At 66.8% G+C, this 16,149-nt stretch carries 16 protein-coding genes; 9 read left to right on the plus strand and 7 right to left on the minus strand.

Going from position 1 to position 16,149, the window contains the following annotated elements; translation table 11 throughout:
• Positions 1–152: 152 nt before the first annotated feature.
• Entirely contained in the window at positions 153–791 is a 639-nt protein-coding gene (locus P0R31_RS36385) for a class I SAM-dependent methyltransferase (RefSeq protein ID WP_275519702.1), read from the minus strand.
• A gap of 237 nt (positions 792–1,028) precedes the next feature.
• Positions 1,029–2,210 (minus strand): tRNA 2-thiouridine(34) synthase MnmA, encoded by a 1,182-nt coding sequence (gene mnmA / locus P0R31_RS36390; RefSeq protein WP_275519704.1) that lies wholly within the window; start codon positions 2,208–2,210, stop codon positions 1,029–1,031.
• 350 nt (positions 2,211–2,560) lie between these two features.
• On the opposite strand from mnmA, the gene P0R31_RS36395 reads away from it, so the two are divergent.
• From P0R31_RS36395 to P0R31_RS36435, 9 genes are all read left to right on the plus strand, one after another.
• The gene (locus P0R31_RS36395) at positions 2,561–4,162 is read left to right on the plus strand and encodes a flagellar hook-length control protein FliK (protein WP_275519706.1); all 1,602 of its coding nucleotides are present in this window, start codon (positions 2,561–2,563) and stop codon (positions 4,160–4,162) included.
• 13 nt (positions 4,163–4,175) lie between these two features.
• Positions 4,176–4,883, plus strand: coding sequence for a flagellar hook assembly protein FlgD (locus P0R31_RS36400; RefSeq protein WP_275519708.1), 708 nt, complete (start codon positions 4,176–4,178; stop codon positions 4,881–4,883).
• A 383-nt stretch (positions 4,884–5,266) separates the two neighbouring features.
• The gene (locus P0R31_RS36405) at positions 5,267–5,542 is read left to right on the plus strand and encodes a DUF1153 domain-containing protein (protein ID WP_002714638.1); all 276 of its coding nucleotides are present in this window, start codon (positions 5,267–5,269) and stop codon (positions 5,540–5,542) included.
• A gap of 178 nt (positions 5,543–5,720) precedes the next feature.
• The gene (fliF, locus tag P0R31_RS36410) at positions 5,721–7,331 is read left to right on the plus strand and encodes a flagellar basal-body MS-ring/collar protein FliF (RefSeq protein ID WP_275519710.1); all 1,611 of its coding nucleotides are present in this window, start codon (positions 5,721–5,723) and stop codon (positions 7,329–7,331) included.
• A gap of 32 nt (positions 7,332–7,363) precedes the next feature.
• On the plus strand, positions 7,364–8,461 hold the full coding sequence (gene fliG / locus P0R31_RS36415; protein WP_275519712.1) for a flagellar motor switch protein FliG: 1,098 nt from the start codon (positions 7,364–7,366) through the stop codon (positions 8,459–8,461).
• Positions 8,461–9,084, plus strand: coding sequence for a FliH/SctL family protein (locus P0R31_RS36420; RefSeq protein ID WP_275519714.1), 624 nt, complete (start codon positions 8,461–8,463; stop codon positions 9,082–9,084). Before fliG ends, P0R31_RS36420 begins: the two co-directional genes overlap by 1 nt.
• A 3-nt stretch (positions 9,085–9,087) precedes the next feature.
• The gene (gene fliN / locus P0R31_RS36425) at positions 9,088–9,438 is read left to right on the plus strand and encodes a flagellar motor switch protein FliN (protein ID WP_035704875.1); all 351 of its coding nucleotides are present in this window, start codon (positions 9,088–9,090) and stop codon (positions 9,436–9,438) included.
• A 51-nt stretch (positions 9,439–9,489) separates the two neighbouring features.
• The gene (locus P0R31_RS36430; RefSeq protein WP_275519716.1) at positions 9,490–10,875 is read left to right on the plus strand and encodes a sigma-54 interaction domain-containing protein; all 1,386 of its coding nucleotides are present in this window, start codon (positions 9,490–9,492) and stop codon (positions 10,873–10,875) included.
• Positions 10,876–11,208: 333 nt separating this feature from the next.
• On the plus strand, positions 11,209–12,357 hold the full coding sequence (locus P0R31_RS36435) for a M20 family metallopeptidase (protein ID WP_275519718.1): 1,149 nt from the start codon (positions 11,209–11,211) through the stop codon (positions 12,355–12,357).
• 102 nt (positions 12,358–12,459) lie between these two features.
• Here the strand turns inward: P0R31_RS36435 and P0R31_RS36440 are convergent, their stop codons facing one another.
• The 5 genes from P0R31_RS36440 to ssuD all read right to left on the minus strand — a co-directional run bounded on the left by P0R31_RS36440 (position 12,460) and on the right by ssuD (position 16,148).
• Positions 12,460–12,615, minus strand: a complete 156-nt coding sequence (locus P0R31_RS36440) for a hypothetical protein (RefSeq protein WP_275519720.1) — start codon at positions 12,613–12,615, stop codon at positions 12,460–12,462.
• Positions 12,616–12,709: 94 nt separating this feature from the next.
• Positions 12,710–13,291: a flavin reductase family protein gene (locus P0R31_RS36445; protein WP_275519722.1), complete on the minus strand. Its 582-nt coding sequence runs from the start codon at positions 13,289–13,291 to the stop codon at positions 12,710–12,712.
• A gap of 33 nt (positions 13,292–13,324) precedes the next feature.
• Positions 13,325–14,161 (minus strand): ATP-binding cassette domain-containing protein, encoded by an 837-nt coding sequence (locus tag P0R31_RS36450; protein ID WP_275519724.1) that lies wholly within the window; start codon positions 14,159–14,161, stop codon positions 13,325–13,327.
• Between the two features lie 20 nt (positions 14,162–14,181).
• Entirely contained in the window at positions 14,182–14,988 is an 807-nt protein-coding gene (gene ssuC, locus P0R31_RS36455; protein WP_275519726.1) for an aliphatic sulfonate ABC transporter permease SsuC, read from the minus strand.
• A complete protein-coding gene (gene ssuD, locus P0R31_RS36460) occupies positions 14,985–16,148 on the minus strand; it encodes an FMNH2-dependent alkanesulfonate monooxygenase (RefSeq protein WP_275519728.1) in 1,164 nt (387 codons plus the stop codon). Before ssuD ends, ssuC begins: the two co-directional genes overlap by 4 nt.
• Position 16,149: the final 1 nt, after the last annotated feature.

Genomic DNA, 16,149 nt, shown 5'->3' on the forward strand with positions numbered 1-16,149 from the left:
GCGCGGTCGCTTGCGGCGGCGTCGCCGGGGCGGGCGGGGCCTGCGCGATCGCTGGTGCAGAGGCGGCGATCAGGAGGCCCGCAACAATGAGGTTTGTCGTGCGCATAGGAAGCAAACGCGCGCGCGAGGCCCCCTGTTCCCGCAGTTCGCAATCACGATTTGCGGTAGCGGATCAGGGAGAAATGGCCCATCGGCGGCATGGGGCGGCGCTCGGTGAGCGCGACGCCGCCGTGCCTTTTGGCCCAGCCCTCAAGGCGGGCCCACGGGAATTCCGGGCGCCAGCCGAGGCGGCGGGCGATGGGCGCGAAGGCAAGCTCGAACAGCTTTCGAGGGCCGCTCTCCGCACCGATGTGATTGACCAGGATCAGCTCGCCGCCGGACTTGAGCACGCGCATGAACTCGTCGAGCGTGCCTTCCGGATCGGGCACGGCGGTGATGACATATTGCGCCACCACCGCGTCGAAGAAATCATCGGGGAAGGCGAGGTTCTTCGCATCCATCACCGAGAGCACTTCGACATTGGAGAGGCGGAGCGAACGCACGCGCGCCTGCGCCTTGCGCAGCATCGGCTCGGAGATGTCGACACCGCAGACCTTGGTGGTGCGCGCGTATTCGGAGAGCGAAAGACCGGTGCCGACGCCGACGTCGAGGACGCGGCCGCCGATGCGGTCGGCCTCCGCGATGGTCGACTGCCGGCCAACGTCGAAGACCTTGCCGAACACGAGATCATAGACCGGCGCCCAGCGGCCATAGGCCTTCTCGACCCCGGCCCGCGAGATGTCTGCTGCCATGCCCCCCTGCCCTTGCGCGCTTCTAGTGTGTGATGCGTGTTGGTGAAATCGGCGCCGGCTCGGCGCGCGGTCTAGCGCCTCTCCCGCTTGCGGGAGAGGTCGGCGCGCAGCGCCGGGTGAGGGTTCTTTCCGCTCGCGATATATCGCGAGTGGAGAGAGCCCTCTCCCCAACCCTCTCCCGCAAGCGGGAGAGGGAGCGCACTGCCGGTATCGCGAGAGTGCGATCGAATTTCATCATTAGCCGCGCACGGCTTCCGCGAGCGGGCGCGATGTGCCCGTGCCGAGCTTGGCCGCGGCGCTCTGGATGAAACCGCCGCCGAGGACGCGGGCCTGGCCGCTTGGTGCGTCATAGAACACGCAGGCCTGTCCGGGCGAGACGCCCTCTTCGCCGGCGACGAGCTCGACCTCGTAACGGCCGCCTCCGCCGCGCAGCCAGGCCGGCTGCGGACTGCGTGTCGAGCGCACGCGCACGAACATTTCGAGGCCGCTTCCGATGGCGCGGTCGATGTCGCCGTCGCCGATCCAATTGACGTCGCGCAAGCTGATGCGGTGCATCTTCAGCGCATCGCGCGGGCCGACCACGACGCGGCGGGTCGCGGCCTCCAGCCGCACCACGAACAGCGGCGCATGGGCTGCGATGCCGAGGCCACGGCGCTGGCCGACGGTGAAATTGGCGATGCCGTTGTGCCGGCCGAGCACGCGGCCCTCGAGATCGACGATGTCGCCGGGGTCCATCGCATTGGGGCGCAGACGCGTGATGATGTCGGTGTAGCGGCCGGTCGGCACGAAGCAGATGTCCTGGCTGTCGTGCTTGTCGGCAACCGCGAGGTCGAAGCGGCGCGCGAGCTCGCGCGTCTCGGGCTTGGTCATGTCGCCGAGCGGAAAGCGGAGGAAATCGAGCTGCTCTTGCGTCGTCGCGAACAGGAAGTAGCTCTGGTCGCGGTCGGCGTCGGCCGCACAGACCAGCGCGCGCGAGCCGTCGCCCCGACGGCGCGAGGCGACGTAATGTCCGGTGGCGAGCGCCTGGGCGCCGAGCTCGCGGGCGGTCTTCAAGAGGTCGCGGAACTTGACGCTGCGGTTGCACTCGATGCAGGGCACCGGCGTCTCGCCGAGCGCGTAGGAGTCGGCGAAATTGTCGATCACGGACTCGCGGAAGCGGTCCTCGTAGTCGAGCACGTAATGGGGAATGCCGAGCTTGGCCGCGACGTCGCGGGCGTCGTGGATGTCCTGGCCGGCGCAGCAGGCGCCCTTGCGGTGGGTGGCCGCGCCATGGTCGTAGAGCTGCAGCGTGATGCCGACGACGTCGTAGCCCTCAGCCTTCAAGAGCGCAGCCGTCGTCGAGGAATCGACGCCGCCCGACATGGCGACGACGACCCTGGTGTCCTCGGGACGGCCTTCGAGATCCAGACTGTTGAGCATGGGCCCTAAAGCGTTGTGACGGCGGCGACGCGCGATCCGCGATTGCTGTGCTTTCTCCGGGGACGGCGGCGATCTCCCGGAACCTTGGTTCCCGAAGAGCACGACTGCCCAAGTCGAAGGCGGCTGAGAGTAGCCTCTTTAATATAGGCGGCATTCCGGTGAAGCAATCGCGCGGGCCCCCGGCTTAGGGCAATTCTTGCCGGGGCGGCAGAAATGGCGGGGTCCGGGCCGGCGGCCCGGCAATGCATCCACGTCGCCAAATATTTGATTATATTACTGAAATCTTCAATTCGGGACGCTGGCCCGCTCCTTGCTCCCTCTGATCCGAAATTGCTTGCAAGGGGTTGCCTGTGGTCGGTCGGATGTCAGATGTCGTGGCAAGCGTGCAAATCCAGAGCGCGCAGCAGAAGCCTGCCCGGTCGCAAGCCCCGAAGGACACGCCGGCGAGCGAGGCTTTCGGCTCGCTGGTCGACAGCAACACGCAGGCCAGCGGCAACAACGCGCCGGCGCAAGACAGCGCACCGCGCCGGAGCGAGCAGACTTCGTCCTCCCCGGCGGCCGAGCGGCCGTCGCGCGACACCTCGTCCGCCGACCAGACTTCGCAGAGCAAGGCGAGCGACGACACCGACCCTTCCGCGCCGGCGGAGAATGACAGGGGCGAGGCGTCCAGCGATCCGGCCCAGGACGCCGGCAAGGTCAAGGACAAGTCCGAGACGGCCGACGCCAAATCGGCCGACAAATCCGACGAGACCGAGAGCGACGCGACTGATGGCACCGAGGTCCTCACGGCCGCCGTCGAGGCGGCTGCCGCCGCGCCGTCCGCTACGACGCAGACCGCCCTGCCCGACCCCGGCATCATCGTTGCCGCGCCGGTCGTTCCGGTCGACCCGAATGCAGCTGCGAACCAGGCTGGCGATGCCGCCGCCGCGCCGCTCGCGATCGCCGCGGCAGGTCTTGCCGCCAGCGCCTCCATCGCGGCCCAGATCGCCGGCACCAAGACCGATACTGCCACGGCGAGCGCCAAGGCCGCAGGCGCCGAGGTCGATGCCGACACCACGACGACGCTCGGCGAGGCCGCGGCCGGCACGACCGAGACCGCCTCGACCGAAGCAAAAGCTGGTGGCGGACTGATCGCCGCGGTCAGCCAGGGCACGCCCAAGACCGCGTTCAAGGATGCCGCCACGGCGCAGGCTAAGGGCGACGTCTCCAATATCGGCCAGGACACCGGCAAGGCGAACGTCGCTGCGCAGGCACCGGCAGCCAACGCCGCCCATGCGCAAGGCTTGAAGCCGCACGCCGACAACGTCGCGACCGACGCCAAGGCGAGCCCCGCCGACCGCGCCGCCGATCCGGCCCAGAGCACGTCGGCCGCGCCGGCGCATGCCGGCCCGCAAGCCACGATCGCTCCGACCGAAGCCAGCGCGCAGGCCACCTCCGCCGTGCAGGCGCCGCTGACCAATACGACCTCGGCCGCCACCGCATCGACCGCGACGCTCACCGCGACCGCGGCGACCCACAATGCGGCCGTGCCGATCAGCGGCATCCCGATCGAGATCGCAGCCGCCATTCGCTCCGGCAAGTCGCGGTTCGACATCAGCCTCGATCCGGCCGAGCTCGGCCGCATCGACGTGCGCATCAACGTCGACCGCGCCGGCAACGTCACCTCGCATCTCACCGTCGAGAAGCCGGAGACGCTGCAGATGCTGCGTCAGGACGCGCCGCAATTGCAGCGCGCGCTCGACGATGCCGGCTTCAAGACCGGCAGCAACGGTCTGTCCTTCAGCCTGCGCGACCAGAATTCATCGGGCCAGCACTCAGGCCAGAACAACGACAATGGCGGCAATGCCCGCCGCCTGATCATCAGCGAGGACGACAGCGTTTCCACGGCGCCCATCGGGCGCGGCTATGGCCGCATGCTCGGATCGAGCAGCGGCGTCGACATCAGAGTGTGAGGAGTATCTGGCAATGACCACCACGAATGCCGCCACTTCGCCCCCGGTCGTCTCCGGGACGACCGACCTGCCGAAATCCTCGTCGAGTTCTTCGATGAGCTCGACCACGGGGTCGACGCTCGCCGGCAATTTCCAGACCTTCCTGACCCTGCTGACGACCCAGCTGCAGAACCAGAACCCGCTCGATCCGCTCGACACCAACCAGTTCACCCAGCAGCTGGTGCAGTTCGCCGGCGTCGAGCAGCAGCTCAAGACCAACGAATCGCTGGCTCAGCTCGTCACCCTGCAGCAGACCACGCAGGCGACCCAGGCGCTGGGCTTCGTCGGCAAGACCGCGCTGGTCGACGGCTCGACCGCGACCATGACCAACTCGACTGCTGTCTGGCATCTCAACGTGCCGACCGACTCCACCGTCGAGATCTCGATCGCCAATTCGAGCGGCCAGACCGTATTCAACGGCAAATATTCCGCGGCCGCGGGCAATGACATCCCCTTCACCTGGAACGGCATGGGCAATGACGGCACGCAATGGCCCGACGGCAAGTACACGATCTCGGCCACGGGCAAGGACGTCGCGAACAACAATGTCGGCATCGCCGCGCAGGTGCAGGGCGTGGTGTCGTCGGTCGATCTGACCCAGTCGCCGCCGCTGCTCACCATCGACGGCGCCAGCTACACGCTGAGCCAGGTCAAGAGCATCATTGCGACGAGCAGCAATTGAGGAACGCTGCAGCGACAAATTCAGTGTCATCCCCGCGAAAGCGGGGATCCATAACCCCAGGGAGCGGTTGTAGCGCGAGCTGGTAACCCCTGGGTCTTCGTCAAACCCCTCCCTGGGGTTATGGGTCCCGGGCTCGCGCTCTGCGCGCCCCGGGACGACGGTCGGAGGCTCCGCGGCACCGCGCTCCGACCCCGTTTGTTAGTAAAGTATTTACTTTCTGCCCCGCTGAGCCGGCCGAGATTGCGTCTCCCGCCCGCCGAGTCGGCCGCGTTCCCGCAAGATTCAACGAGAATTGTATTGAACCCTTAGGCTTAGCGGATTTTTAAGCCGCGGGGGTTAGGGTTACGGCGTGAGTTCAGTGGTTGAGAGTTTGTGAGTACGCCATGACAGAACCCCATCGCCCGAGGGTAAAATACGTCATCGGGCCGGACGGCAGTCCGTTGACGATCGCGGATCTGCCTGCACCCGGCACCAAACGCTGGGTCATCCGCCGCAAGGCCGAAGTCGTCGCCGCTGTTCGTGGTGGACTTCTCTCCCTCGAGGAGGCCTGCAGCCGTTATACCCTGACGGTCGACGAATTCCTCTCCTGGCAGTTTTCCATCGACCAGCACGGTCTGGCGGGTCTTCGCACCACCCGCATCCAGCAATATCGCCAGTAGGCGATCCGGAATTCTGCGGTTTTTGACGAAAATCGGCCTCGCTCCGCGAGGCCGATTTTTTTCATGATGCACTTTTGTCCGACCTCTTAACCTTCGTTAACCATATCGAAACCATCACCTAGGCAATAATTGCCCAGTCGACCGCTCGGTTGCGGGTCGGATTGGTCGGGGCGGTTGCTTGCAAGGTCTTGCGGACTTCTTAAAAAGTATCGGCGCCGCCCGGTTCGGGGCGATGATCGCGGTCACCGCCGCGCTCATCGGCTTCTTTGCCTTCGTCATCATGCGCGTCACCACGCCGCAGATGACGACGCTGTTCACGGACCTGTCCGTCGAAGACTCCTCCAGCATCATCAAGGACCTGGAACGCCAGGGCATCCAGTTCGAGATCCGCAATGAGGGCTCCATCATCATGGTGCCCAAGGACAAGGTCACCCGACTGCGGATGAAGCTCGCCGAGGGCGGCCTGCCCAAGGGCGGCGGCGTCGGCTACGAGGTGTTCGACAAGTCGGACGCGCTCGGCACCACCTCCTTCGTCCAGAACATCAATCATCTGCGCGCGCTCGAGGGCGAGCTCGCCCGCACCATCCGGGCCATCGACCGCATCCAGGCCGCCCGCGTCCATCTGGTGCTGCCCGAGCGGCCGCTGTTCGCCCGCGAGGCGCCGGAGCCGTCGGCCTCGATCGTGGTTCGCGTCCGCGGCGCGCTGGAAGCCCAGCAGATCCGCGCCATCCGCCACCTCGTCGCCTCCGCCGTCAACGGCCTGAAGCCGCAGCGGGTCTCGATCGTCGACGAGGCCGGTCAGCTGCTCGCCGACGGCGCCCAGACCGATCCGGAGCAGGCCATCGGCGAGGAGCGCCGCATCGCCTTCGAAAAGCGAATGCGCAAGCAGGTCGAGGACATCGTCTCCTCCGTGGTCGGCTCGGGCCGCGCCCGCGTGCAGCTCTCCGCCGATTTCGACTTCAACAAGGTCACCCAGACCTCGGACAAGTTCGACCCCGAAGGCCGCGTGCTGCGCTCGAGCCAGACCCGCGAAGAGCAGAGCATGACCGCCGACAACAACGGCCAGGTCACCGTCAACAACGAGCTGCCCGGCAACCAGCAGAACAACGGCGTCGCGGCCAAGGACCAGAGCAAGAAGACCGAAGAGACCAACAATTACGAGATCTCCCGCACCACCAAGACCGAGGTGACCGAGGCCGGCCGGGTCAACCGCATCTCGGTCGCGGTGCTGGTCGACGGCATCTACAGCAAGAACGACAAGGGCGAGCTGGCCTACCAGGACCGCACCAAGGAGCAGCTCGACCGCATCGCCACGCTGGTGCGCTCGGCAATCGGCTTCGACCAGAAGCGCGGCGACCAGGTCGAGGTCGTCAATCTGCGCTTCGCCGACGCGCCCGCCACCGCCCCGATCGGCGAACCCGGCGGTCTTCTCGGCATGCTGCAGTTCACCAAGGACGACGTCATGTACTTCGTCGAGCTCGGCGTGATGATGCTGCTCGGCCTCGTCGTGCTGTTCCTGGTGATCCGCCCGCTGGTCAAGCGCATTCTCGCCTCCGACGAGGTCGCCGCCGCCATCTCCGGCGTGCTGAGCGGCCCCGCCGCCTCGGAAGAGGCCGCGCCGTCCGGCCAGCCGCTGCTGCCGAGCGGCGGCACCAGCGCTATCGACGTCGCCACCATTCAGGGCCAGGTCCACGCCCAGTCCGTTCACCGCGTCGGCGAGCTCGCCGAACGCAACCCCAACGAAACCGTCGCAATCATCCGCCAGTGGCTGACTGAACCGGCGAAATAACCAAAGCCAAGTGCATCAAGAAGTGATCTGACATGGCCGCTAATCTACAAAACGCCAACTCGAACGACATCACCAGCGTGATCTCCACGCTCGGTCAGCGCGCCGGCAGCCGCGCCGCCGACGGCAAGAGCCTCGCGCAGCTGCCCGGGCCGAAGCGTGCCGCGATCCTGATGCTGGCGCTCGGCGAGCAATATGGCGGCAAGATCTGGGGGCTGCTCGACGACGACGAGGTGCGCCAGCTCTCGCTCGAGATGTCGACGCTCGGCACCGTCGAGGTCGACACGGTCGAGGACATGCTGCTCGAATTCGTCTCGCGCATGTCGGCCTCGGGCGCGCTGATGGGCAATTTCGACGCCACCGAGCGGCTGCTCCAGCAATACCTGCCGCCGGAACGCGTCAACGGCATCATGGACGAGATCCGCGGTCCCGCCGGGCGCAACATGTGGGAGAAGCTCTCCAACGTGCAGGAAGAGGTGCTCGCCAACTATCTCAAGAACGAATATCCGCAGACCATCGCCGTGGTGCTGTCGAAGCTGAAGCCCGAGCACGCCGCGCGCGTTCTCGGCATCTTCCCCGAGGATCTCGCGCTCGACGTCGTCAACCGCATGCTGAAGATGGAGGCGGTGCAGAAGGAGGTGATCGAGAGCGTCGAGAAGACGTTGCGCACCGAATTCATGTCGAACCTGTCGCAGACCCGCCGCCGCGACGCCCACGAGGTGATGGCGGAAATCTTCAACAATTTCGACCGCCAGACCGAAACCCGCTTCATCACCTCGCTGGAAGAGGACAACCGCGAATCCGCCGAGCGCATCAAGGCGCTGATGTTCACCTTCGACGACCTGGTGAAGCTCGATTCCGGCTCCGCCCAGACCTTGATGCGCAACGTCGACAAGGACAAGCTCGGCGTCGCGCTCAAGAGCGCCAACGAGGACGTCCGCAACTTCTTCTTCGGCAACATGTCCTCGCGCGCGGCCAAGATGCTCCAGGACGACATGGCGGCGATGGGCCCCGTGCGCCTGCGCGACGTCGACGAAGCCCAGGCGCTGCTGGTCAATCTCGCCAAGGACCTCGCCGCCAAGGGCGAGATCATGCTGACCAAGAACCGCGCCGACGACGAGCTGGTGTACTGATGGCGGCTCCGGCAAAATTCCTGTTCGATACCGACTTCGCGGCGCCCGAACGCGCGACGCGCGAGAAGGCCGCGACCGCGGCCGAGATCGCGCAGAAGGTCGCGGAAGCCGAGGCCCGCGCCTATCAGGACGGCTTTGCCGCCGGCCAGCGCGAGGCCAAGGCCGAGAGCGACCGCCGCGTCGCGCTCGCGATGGAAGAGATCAACATCGCCATCCGGGGCGTCGCCGCCGGCATCGGCAACATCGAGACCAGGATGGAGACCGAGGCGGTCGAGGTCGCGGTCGCGGTGGCGCGCAAGCTGTGCGCCGACCTCGTCGCCGCCGAGCCGCTCGGCGAGGTCATCGCGCTGGTCAAGGACTGCTTCTCGCATCTGGTCGCGACGCCGCATCTTGTCGTCCGCATCAACGATTCGCTCTACGACAGCGCGCGCGAGAAGATCGAGCGGCTCGCCAAGCAGAGCGGCTTCGAGGGCCGGCTGGTGATCCTGGCCGAGCCGGAAATCGCCACCGGCGACTGCCGGATCGAATGGGCCGATGGCGGCGTCGTGCTGGAGCGCGGCGCCATCGCGGCCAAGATCGACGAAATGGTCGGACGCTATATCGCGTCCCGCAGGGGGAGCTGAACCATGAGCGACACCGACGGACAGGTCCCGCTGCCCGATCTCAACGGCCCGATGCCGCCTGCCGGCACCGACGTCGGCTACAACGAGGACGAATATGCGGCGCGTGCCGCCGCCGACCTCGAGGCGGTGTTCGACGTGCCGGTGCAGGTCTCGGCCGTGCTCGGCCGCTCCAAGATGGACGTCGGCGAGCTCCTGAAGCTCGGACCGGGCACCGTGCTCGAGCTCGACCGGCGCGTCGGCGAGGCCATCGACATCTACGTCAACAACAAGCTGGTCGCCCGCGGCGAGGTCGTCCTGGTCGAGGACAAGCTCGGCGTGACCATGACGGAAATCATCAAGGCCGAACGCGGCTGACACGCAAGGACATGACGCGCGACGGCGCGAGCAGACGGACAGGAGACTGACATGCGGCTTCTCATCGTTGGCACATTGAAGGGCCAGCTCACCACCGCCACCAAGATCGCGATGGAGAACGGCGCCACCGTGACCCATGCCGAGGATCATGAGCAGGCGATGCGCGTGCTGCGCGGGGGCAAGGGCGCCGACCTCCTGCTGGTCGACGTCGCGCTCGACATCCGCGACCTCGTGCTGCGGCTGGAAGCCGAGCACATCCACGCCCCGATCGTCGCCTGCGGCATCACCAACGACGCCCGCGCCGCGGTCGCCGCAATCCATGCCGGGGCCAAGGAATACATCCCGCTGCCGCCAGATCCGGAGCTGATCGCCGCGGTGCTGGCTGCCGTCGCCAACGATTCCCGCGAGCTGGTCTATCGCGACGATGCGATGGCAAAGGTGATCAAGCTCGCCCAGCAGATCGCCGGCTCGGACGCCTCGGTGATGATCACCGGCGAATCCGGCACGGGCAAGGAAGTGCTGGCGCGCTACGTTCACTCCCGTTCGGCCCGTGCCAAGCGCCCGTTCATCTCGATCAACTGCGCCGCCATCCCGGAGCACCTGCTGGAATCCGAGCTGTTCGGCCACGAGAAGGGCGCCTTCACCGGCGCGGTCGCCCGCCGCATCGGCAAGTTCGAGGAGGCGACCGGCGGCACGCTGCTGCTCGACGAAATCTCGGAGATGGACGTCCGCCTGCAATCGAAACTGCTGCGCGCCATCCAGGAGCGTGTGATCGACCGCGTCGGCGGCACCAAGCCGGTTCCGGTCGACATCCGCATCATCGCGACCTCGAACCGCAATCTCGCCGAGGCCGTGCGAGAGGGCACGTTCCGCGAGGACTTGCTGTTCCGCCTCAACGTCGTGAATTTGAAGATCCCGCCGCTGCGCGAGCGTCCCGCCGACATCCTCGAGCTCGCCCAGCACTTCGTGAAGAAATATGCCGACGCCAACGGCGTGCCGCTGCGTCCGCTCTCGGCCGAGGCGCGCCGCGTGCTCTCCGCCAACCGCTGGCAGGGCAACGTCCGCGAGCTCGAAAACACCATGCACCGCGCGGTGCTGATGGCCCAGGGCGACGAGATCGGGCCCGACGCCATCATCACCCCGGACGGCGACCGCCTCGACCTCGCCAGGACCGCCCCGGCCGTGGCGCATGCCACCATGGCCGCCGAGCAGGTGACGCGCGCGCTGGTGGGACGCACCGTCGCCGACGTCGAGCGCGACCTGATCCTGGAGACGCTGAAGCACTGCCTCGGCAACCGCACCCATGCCGCCAACATCCTCGGCATCTCCATCCGCACGCTGCGCAACAAGCTCAACGAATATGCCGACGGCGGCATCCCGATCCCGCCCGCGGGCACGCCCGGGGAATATCCGCGGATGCCGATGATGGGGGCGTGAGGCGGCTCCTTCGAAGATCGAAAGATGCGAACGCCCGGGCTGGTGCCCGGGCAGTTTCGTTCTCGCGGTGGGACAAACACCGCTGCCCCACCCTCAGTGTCATCCCCGCGAAGGCGGGGATCCATAACCCCAGGGAGGAGTTTCGCGAAGTCTTGTCGCTCGGTACTCAGGCCGCCCACACCGATAGATTCTGCGGTATGGGTCCCCGCCCCCCGTGCGCAATTGCGCACTAGGGGGGACGACAGCGGTGGACATGGCCGTACCGCAGCCGGCGACTAGGTCGCGCCTCCATCAGGCCCTATAACCTCGCCCGAAAACCACGCGAGGGACCACATGTCTGAAGCTCAAATCACGGATTGGCTGGCGTCGCAGAAGCAGGCGATGATCGACCTGCTCCGCGACGTCGTGAACATCGATTCCGGCTCCTACGACAAGGAAGGCGTCGATGCGGTCGGTGCGCGGTTCGAGCGGTACTTTGCCGAGCACGGCATTCCGTTCCGGCGCGAGGCCAACGCCACCTTCGGCGATGCGATCCATGCCGAGGTGGCAAAGCCCGGCAGCAACGAGAAGCCGGTGCTGTTGATGGGACACCGCGACACGGTGTTCGGCAAGGGCGAGGCCGGGCGGCGGCCGTTCACGATCCGGGATGGCCGCGCCTATGGACCCGGTGTCGCCGACATGAAGTCCGGCCTCGTCATGAACGTGTTCGTGGCCACCGCCTTCCACAAGTTCGGCGGCGCACCGCATCCGATCAAGGTGCTGATCACCTCCGATGAGGAGATCGGCTCGCCCTCCTCGCGCCCGGTGATCGAGCGCGAGGGACGCGCGGCACGCGCGGTGTTCAATTCCGAGCCGGGCCGGCCCACGGGCAACGTCGTCACCGGGCGCAAGGGCGGCATCTTCATGCACATGGCCATCACCGGCAAGGCCGCGCATTCCGGCGCCAACTTCGCCGCCGGCGTCAGCGCCATTGGCGAGCTCGCGCACAAGATCGTCCAAATCCACGCGCTCACCGATCTCGACAAGGGCATCACGCTCAATGTGGGCCTCGCCTCGGGCGGGCAGTCCGTCAACACGACGGCACCTTACGCGGAAGGGCAGATCGACCTGCGCTATGTCGATCCGGCCGATCGCGCGCGGATCATGGGTGCGATCGAAAAGATCGTCGCGACCTCTTACGTGCCGGGCACCAGCGCAACGCTGTCGATCAAGGGCGAGTTCGTGCCGGTGGTGCAGAGCGCGGAGTCGAAGGCGCTGTTCGAAGGCTATCAGGCGGCCGCAAGGCAGGTGGGCCTCACCACGCTGCAGGGCGAGTTCTCCGGCGGCTGCGCCGATTCCGGCTTCACCGCCGCCGTGGGCACGCCGACCATTTGCGGCCTCGGCCCGGTCGGTGGGCTCGCGCACACGCCGGAAGAATATCTCGAGATCGACAGCATCGTGCCGCGCGCGCAGGCGCTGGCGCTGGCGATTCTGCGGGCATAGCCGCGGCACACGCCGCCGTCATGCCCGGGCATCCACGTCTCGCCCAGATCGCTGATGCACGTGGATGGCCGGGTCAAGCCCGGCCATGACGAGAGAGTGTTGTCACGAATAGCTCGGTGCATCCGGCTTGCGGAAGATGTGGATGGGATCGCCCGGCACGATCGGAGAGCCAGAGAACATCGCATAGGCGTAGAGCGCGAGATAGGCGATCGCGAGCGCACCGACGGCGTAGAAGATAAAGGTTGCCACGCGCTTCATCGTTCCGCTCCATGCGTCCGGCGGGACAGCTCAGGGCGCTTCTAGAGCGACGAGGCGGAAAAGGCCAGCCCTGCGCGAGGCTCGCCGACGGCGATCAAACACCGCGCCGGCCGCGCGCGGGAAGGCTGACATCGGCGAGCCGGACCGCGTCTTCGTCCTGGTCGACCGCCACGTATCGGCCGTGCCAATAGGCCAGCGCGGCGGTGCGGGTCGAGTTCCTGATGTCCCTGACGCGGCCGATGACGATGCCGTGCGAGTGCCGCTCGACGATCTCCTCGACTTCGCAATCGAAGGCCGAGAGCGCGCCGACCAGCAGCGGAACACCCGAGATTGCCGTCACCCATTGGCTGCCTGCAAACCGATCCGCGCCCTTCAGCCCGCCCTTGCCGGCAAAGCGTTCGGCGACCTCGAGCTGGTCGGCATTGAGGATGTTCACGCCGAAAGCACCAATGCGGCGGATCAGCGGAAACGACGAGGCGTCGCGGTTGATGCTGACCAGCAGCGTCGGCGGCTCGACCGACAGCGAGGTGACCGAGGTCACCGTCATGCCGGTGATGTCCTTACCCCGCCCGGCGGTGATGACGCTGACGCCGCCGGTGAGCTGGCGCATGGCGCCGCGGAAATCGGCGGACGAGACGGGAATTTCGGTCATGAGCTCGCGGGGCACTACATTCATGGCGTTGCTCCCCGCAAGCGGGGTTCCCTCTATTTAGGTACGATCGTCCGCCGACAACAGGTGGCTAAGGATGGAGCCTTCGAGCCCGGCAAGCTCGGCCGAACCGCGCTGGCGCGGCCGGGCGGCGTTAACCGTGACGTCATGGGCGATACGGCCCTCCTCGATGACGAGCACGCGGTCGGCCAGCGCCACGGCTTCCGAGACATCGTGGGTCACCAGGATCGCGGTAAAGCCCTGATCGCGCCAGACCCGCTCGAGGAGCCGCTGCATCGAGATGCGGGTCAGCGCATCCAGCGCGCCGAGCGGCTCGTCGAAGGCGAGCACGCGCGGGCGCGAGACCAGCGCGCGGCCGAGCGCGACGCGCTGCTTCTGGCCCCCTGAGAGTACCGAGGGCCATTGGTCGCGCTTGTCGGCGAGGCCGACCTCGATCAGCGCCTTCTCGGCGCGGGCATGCGCATCGCTTGAGGCACGATCGCGGCCGAGGCCGACCTCGACATTGGCGAGCACGCGGGCCCAGGGCAGCAGCCGCGGCTCCTGGAACATCACGCGGATGTCCTCGGGCTGGATCTCCTGGCCGAAGCTGAGGCTGCCGGCATCGATCTTGTCGAGGCCGGCGATCAGGCGCAGCAGGGTGCTCTTGCCGCAGCCGCTCTTGCCGACGATCGCAACGAACTGCCCGGCGGGAATGTGCAGGTCGATGCCGCGCAGCACCTCGTTGTCGCCGAAGGATTTGCGCAAGCCGCGGATGCTGAGCGGCAGGCCGCTGGCCTGAACCGGCCGCTCCTCGCGCACCACGCGGGCGTGAGGGGCGAAATTGGCGCGGCCGGCGAGCTCGGTCTCGGGAAGAGAGGCACGAAGCGCTGTCTGCATGTGATTCCCAGTATCTCTGCTCAACGTTTCTGGAAGGCGGGGTGCCAGGACAGCGTCAGACGCTCCAGCACGCGGGAGGCGCTGTCGGCGAGCTTGCCGAGCAGGGCGTAGATCAGGATCGAAAGCACGACGACGTCGATCAGCATGAACTCGCGCGCCTGCATCGCCATGTAGCCGAGGCCGGAAGAGGCCGCGATGGTCTCGGCGACGATCAGCGTCAGCCACATGATACCGAGCGCAAAGCGGATGCCGACGAAGATGGAGGGCAGCGCGCCCGGGAAGATGACGCGGCGGAACAGTTCGCCGTCCGTCATGCCGTAGATACGGCCCATCTCGATCAGCTGCGGATCGACGGTGCGGATGCCGTGCAGCGTGTTGAGGTAGATCGGGAAGAACACTCCGAGCGCCACCAGGAACAGCTTTGCGCTCTCGTCGATGCCGAACCAGAGGATGACCAGCGGGATCAGCGCCAGATGCGGCACGTTGCGCACCATCTGCAGGGTGGTGTCGGTGAGCCTGGCCGAGAGCTGCGACAGGCCGTTGGCGAGGCCGAAAGCGAAGCCGATGCTGGCGCCGATCAAAAAGCCGATCGAGGCGCGCCAGAACGACACCCAGATGTTGCGGACGAGCTCGCCGGAGACCAGCAGCTTCCAGCCCGCGAGCACGACGTCGCTCGGGGCCGGCAGCACCCGCGTCGGCACGAAGCCGGTGACGCTCGCGACCTGCCAGACCGCGATGATGGCGAGCGGCACGATCCACTGGATCAGGCCGTCGGCCCGCGGCAGGCGGATGCTGCGCGGAAGCGAAATGCTGTCGATCAGGCTCATGACTGCGACACCCGGTGCTGCGGACGGAAATCGCTGCCGACCGTCTCGCCGAACGGACCGCCGTTGAAATGCAGCTTGGTCACGTTGCTCGGCTGCTCCAGCGCGAGCAGCGGGAACACCAGCTCGGCGAAGCGATAGGCTTCCTCCAGATGCGGATAGCCCGACATGATGAAGGTATCGATGCCGAGATCCTGATACTCCTTGATGCGGGCCGCCACCGTCTGGGCGTCGCCGACCAGCGCCGTGCCGGCGCCGCCGCGGACGAGGCCGACGCCGGCCCACAGGTTCGGCGCGATCTCGAGATTGTCGCGCTTGCCGCCGTGGAGCTGCGCCATGCGGTGCTGACCGACCGAGTCCATACGGGCAAAGTTCTTCTGCGCCAGCGCGATGGTGTCGTCGCTGACATGCCTGATCAGGTCGTTCGCGGCGCGCCAGGCTTCTTCGTTGGTCTCGCGGACGATGACGTGAAGGCGGATGCCGAAGGAGAGTTTGCGGCCACGGGCCGCGGCAACCTCCCTCACCTTCGCGATCTTCTCGGCGACGAGCGCCGGCGGCTCGCCCCAGGTGAGATATTTGTCGACGGTGTCGACGGCGACGTCGATGCCGGCATCGGAGGAGCCGCCGAAATAGAGCGGCGGGCGCGGCGACTGCACGGGGGGAAACAGCAGCTTGCCGCCCTCGATGCGGATGTGCTTGCCCTCGACGTTCACCGTCTTGCCGGCGAGCAGGTCGCCATAGACGTTCAGGAACTCGCGGGTGACCTCGTAGCGCTCGTCGTGGCCGAGGAAGATGCCGTCGCCCTTGTTCTCGACGGGATCGCCGCCGGTGACGACGTTGACGAGGAGCCGGCCGTTCGAGACGCGATCAAGCGTCGCGGTCATGCGCGCGGCCACGCTCGGCGATTGCAGGCCGGGACGAACGGCGACGAGATAGCGCAACCGCTCAGTGAACGGCGCGACCGAGGACGCAACGATCCAGGAATCCTCGCAGGACCGCCCGGTCGGCAACAGCACGCCGAAATAGCCGAGCTGATCGGCGGCCTGTGCGACCTGGCGCAGATAGTTGAAGTTGACCTCGCGGCCGCCGATACCGGTGCCGAGATAGCGGCCGTCGCCATGCGTCGGCAGGAACCAGAGGATGTTGGCGTTGGATTGGCTCATG

Source organism: Bradyrhizobium yuanmingense (assembly GCF_029167105.1).
Taxonomy (GTDB): domain Bacteria; phylum Pseudomonadota; class Alphaproteobacteria; order Rhizobiales; family Xanthobacteraceae; genus Bradyrhizobium; species Bradyrhizobium yuanmingense_A.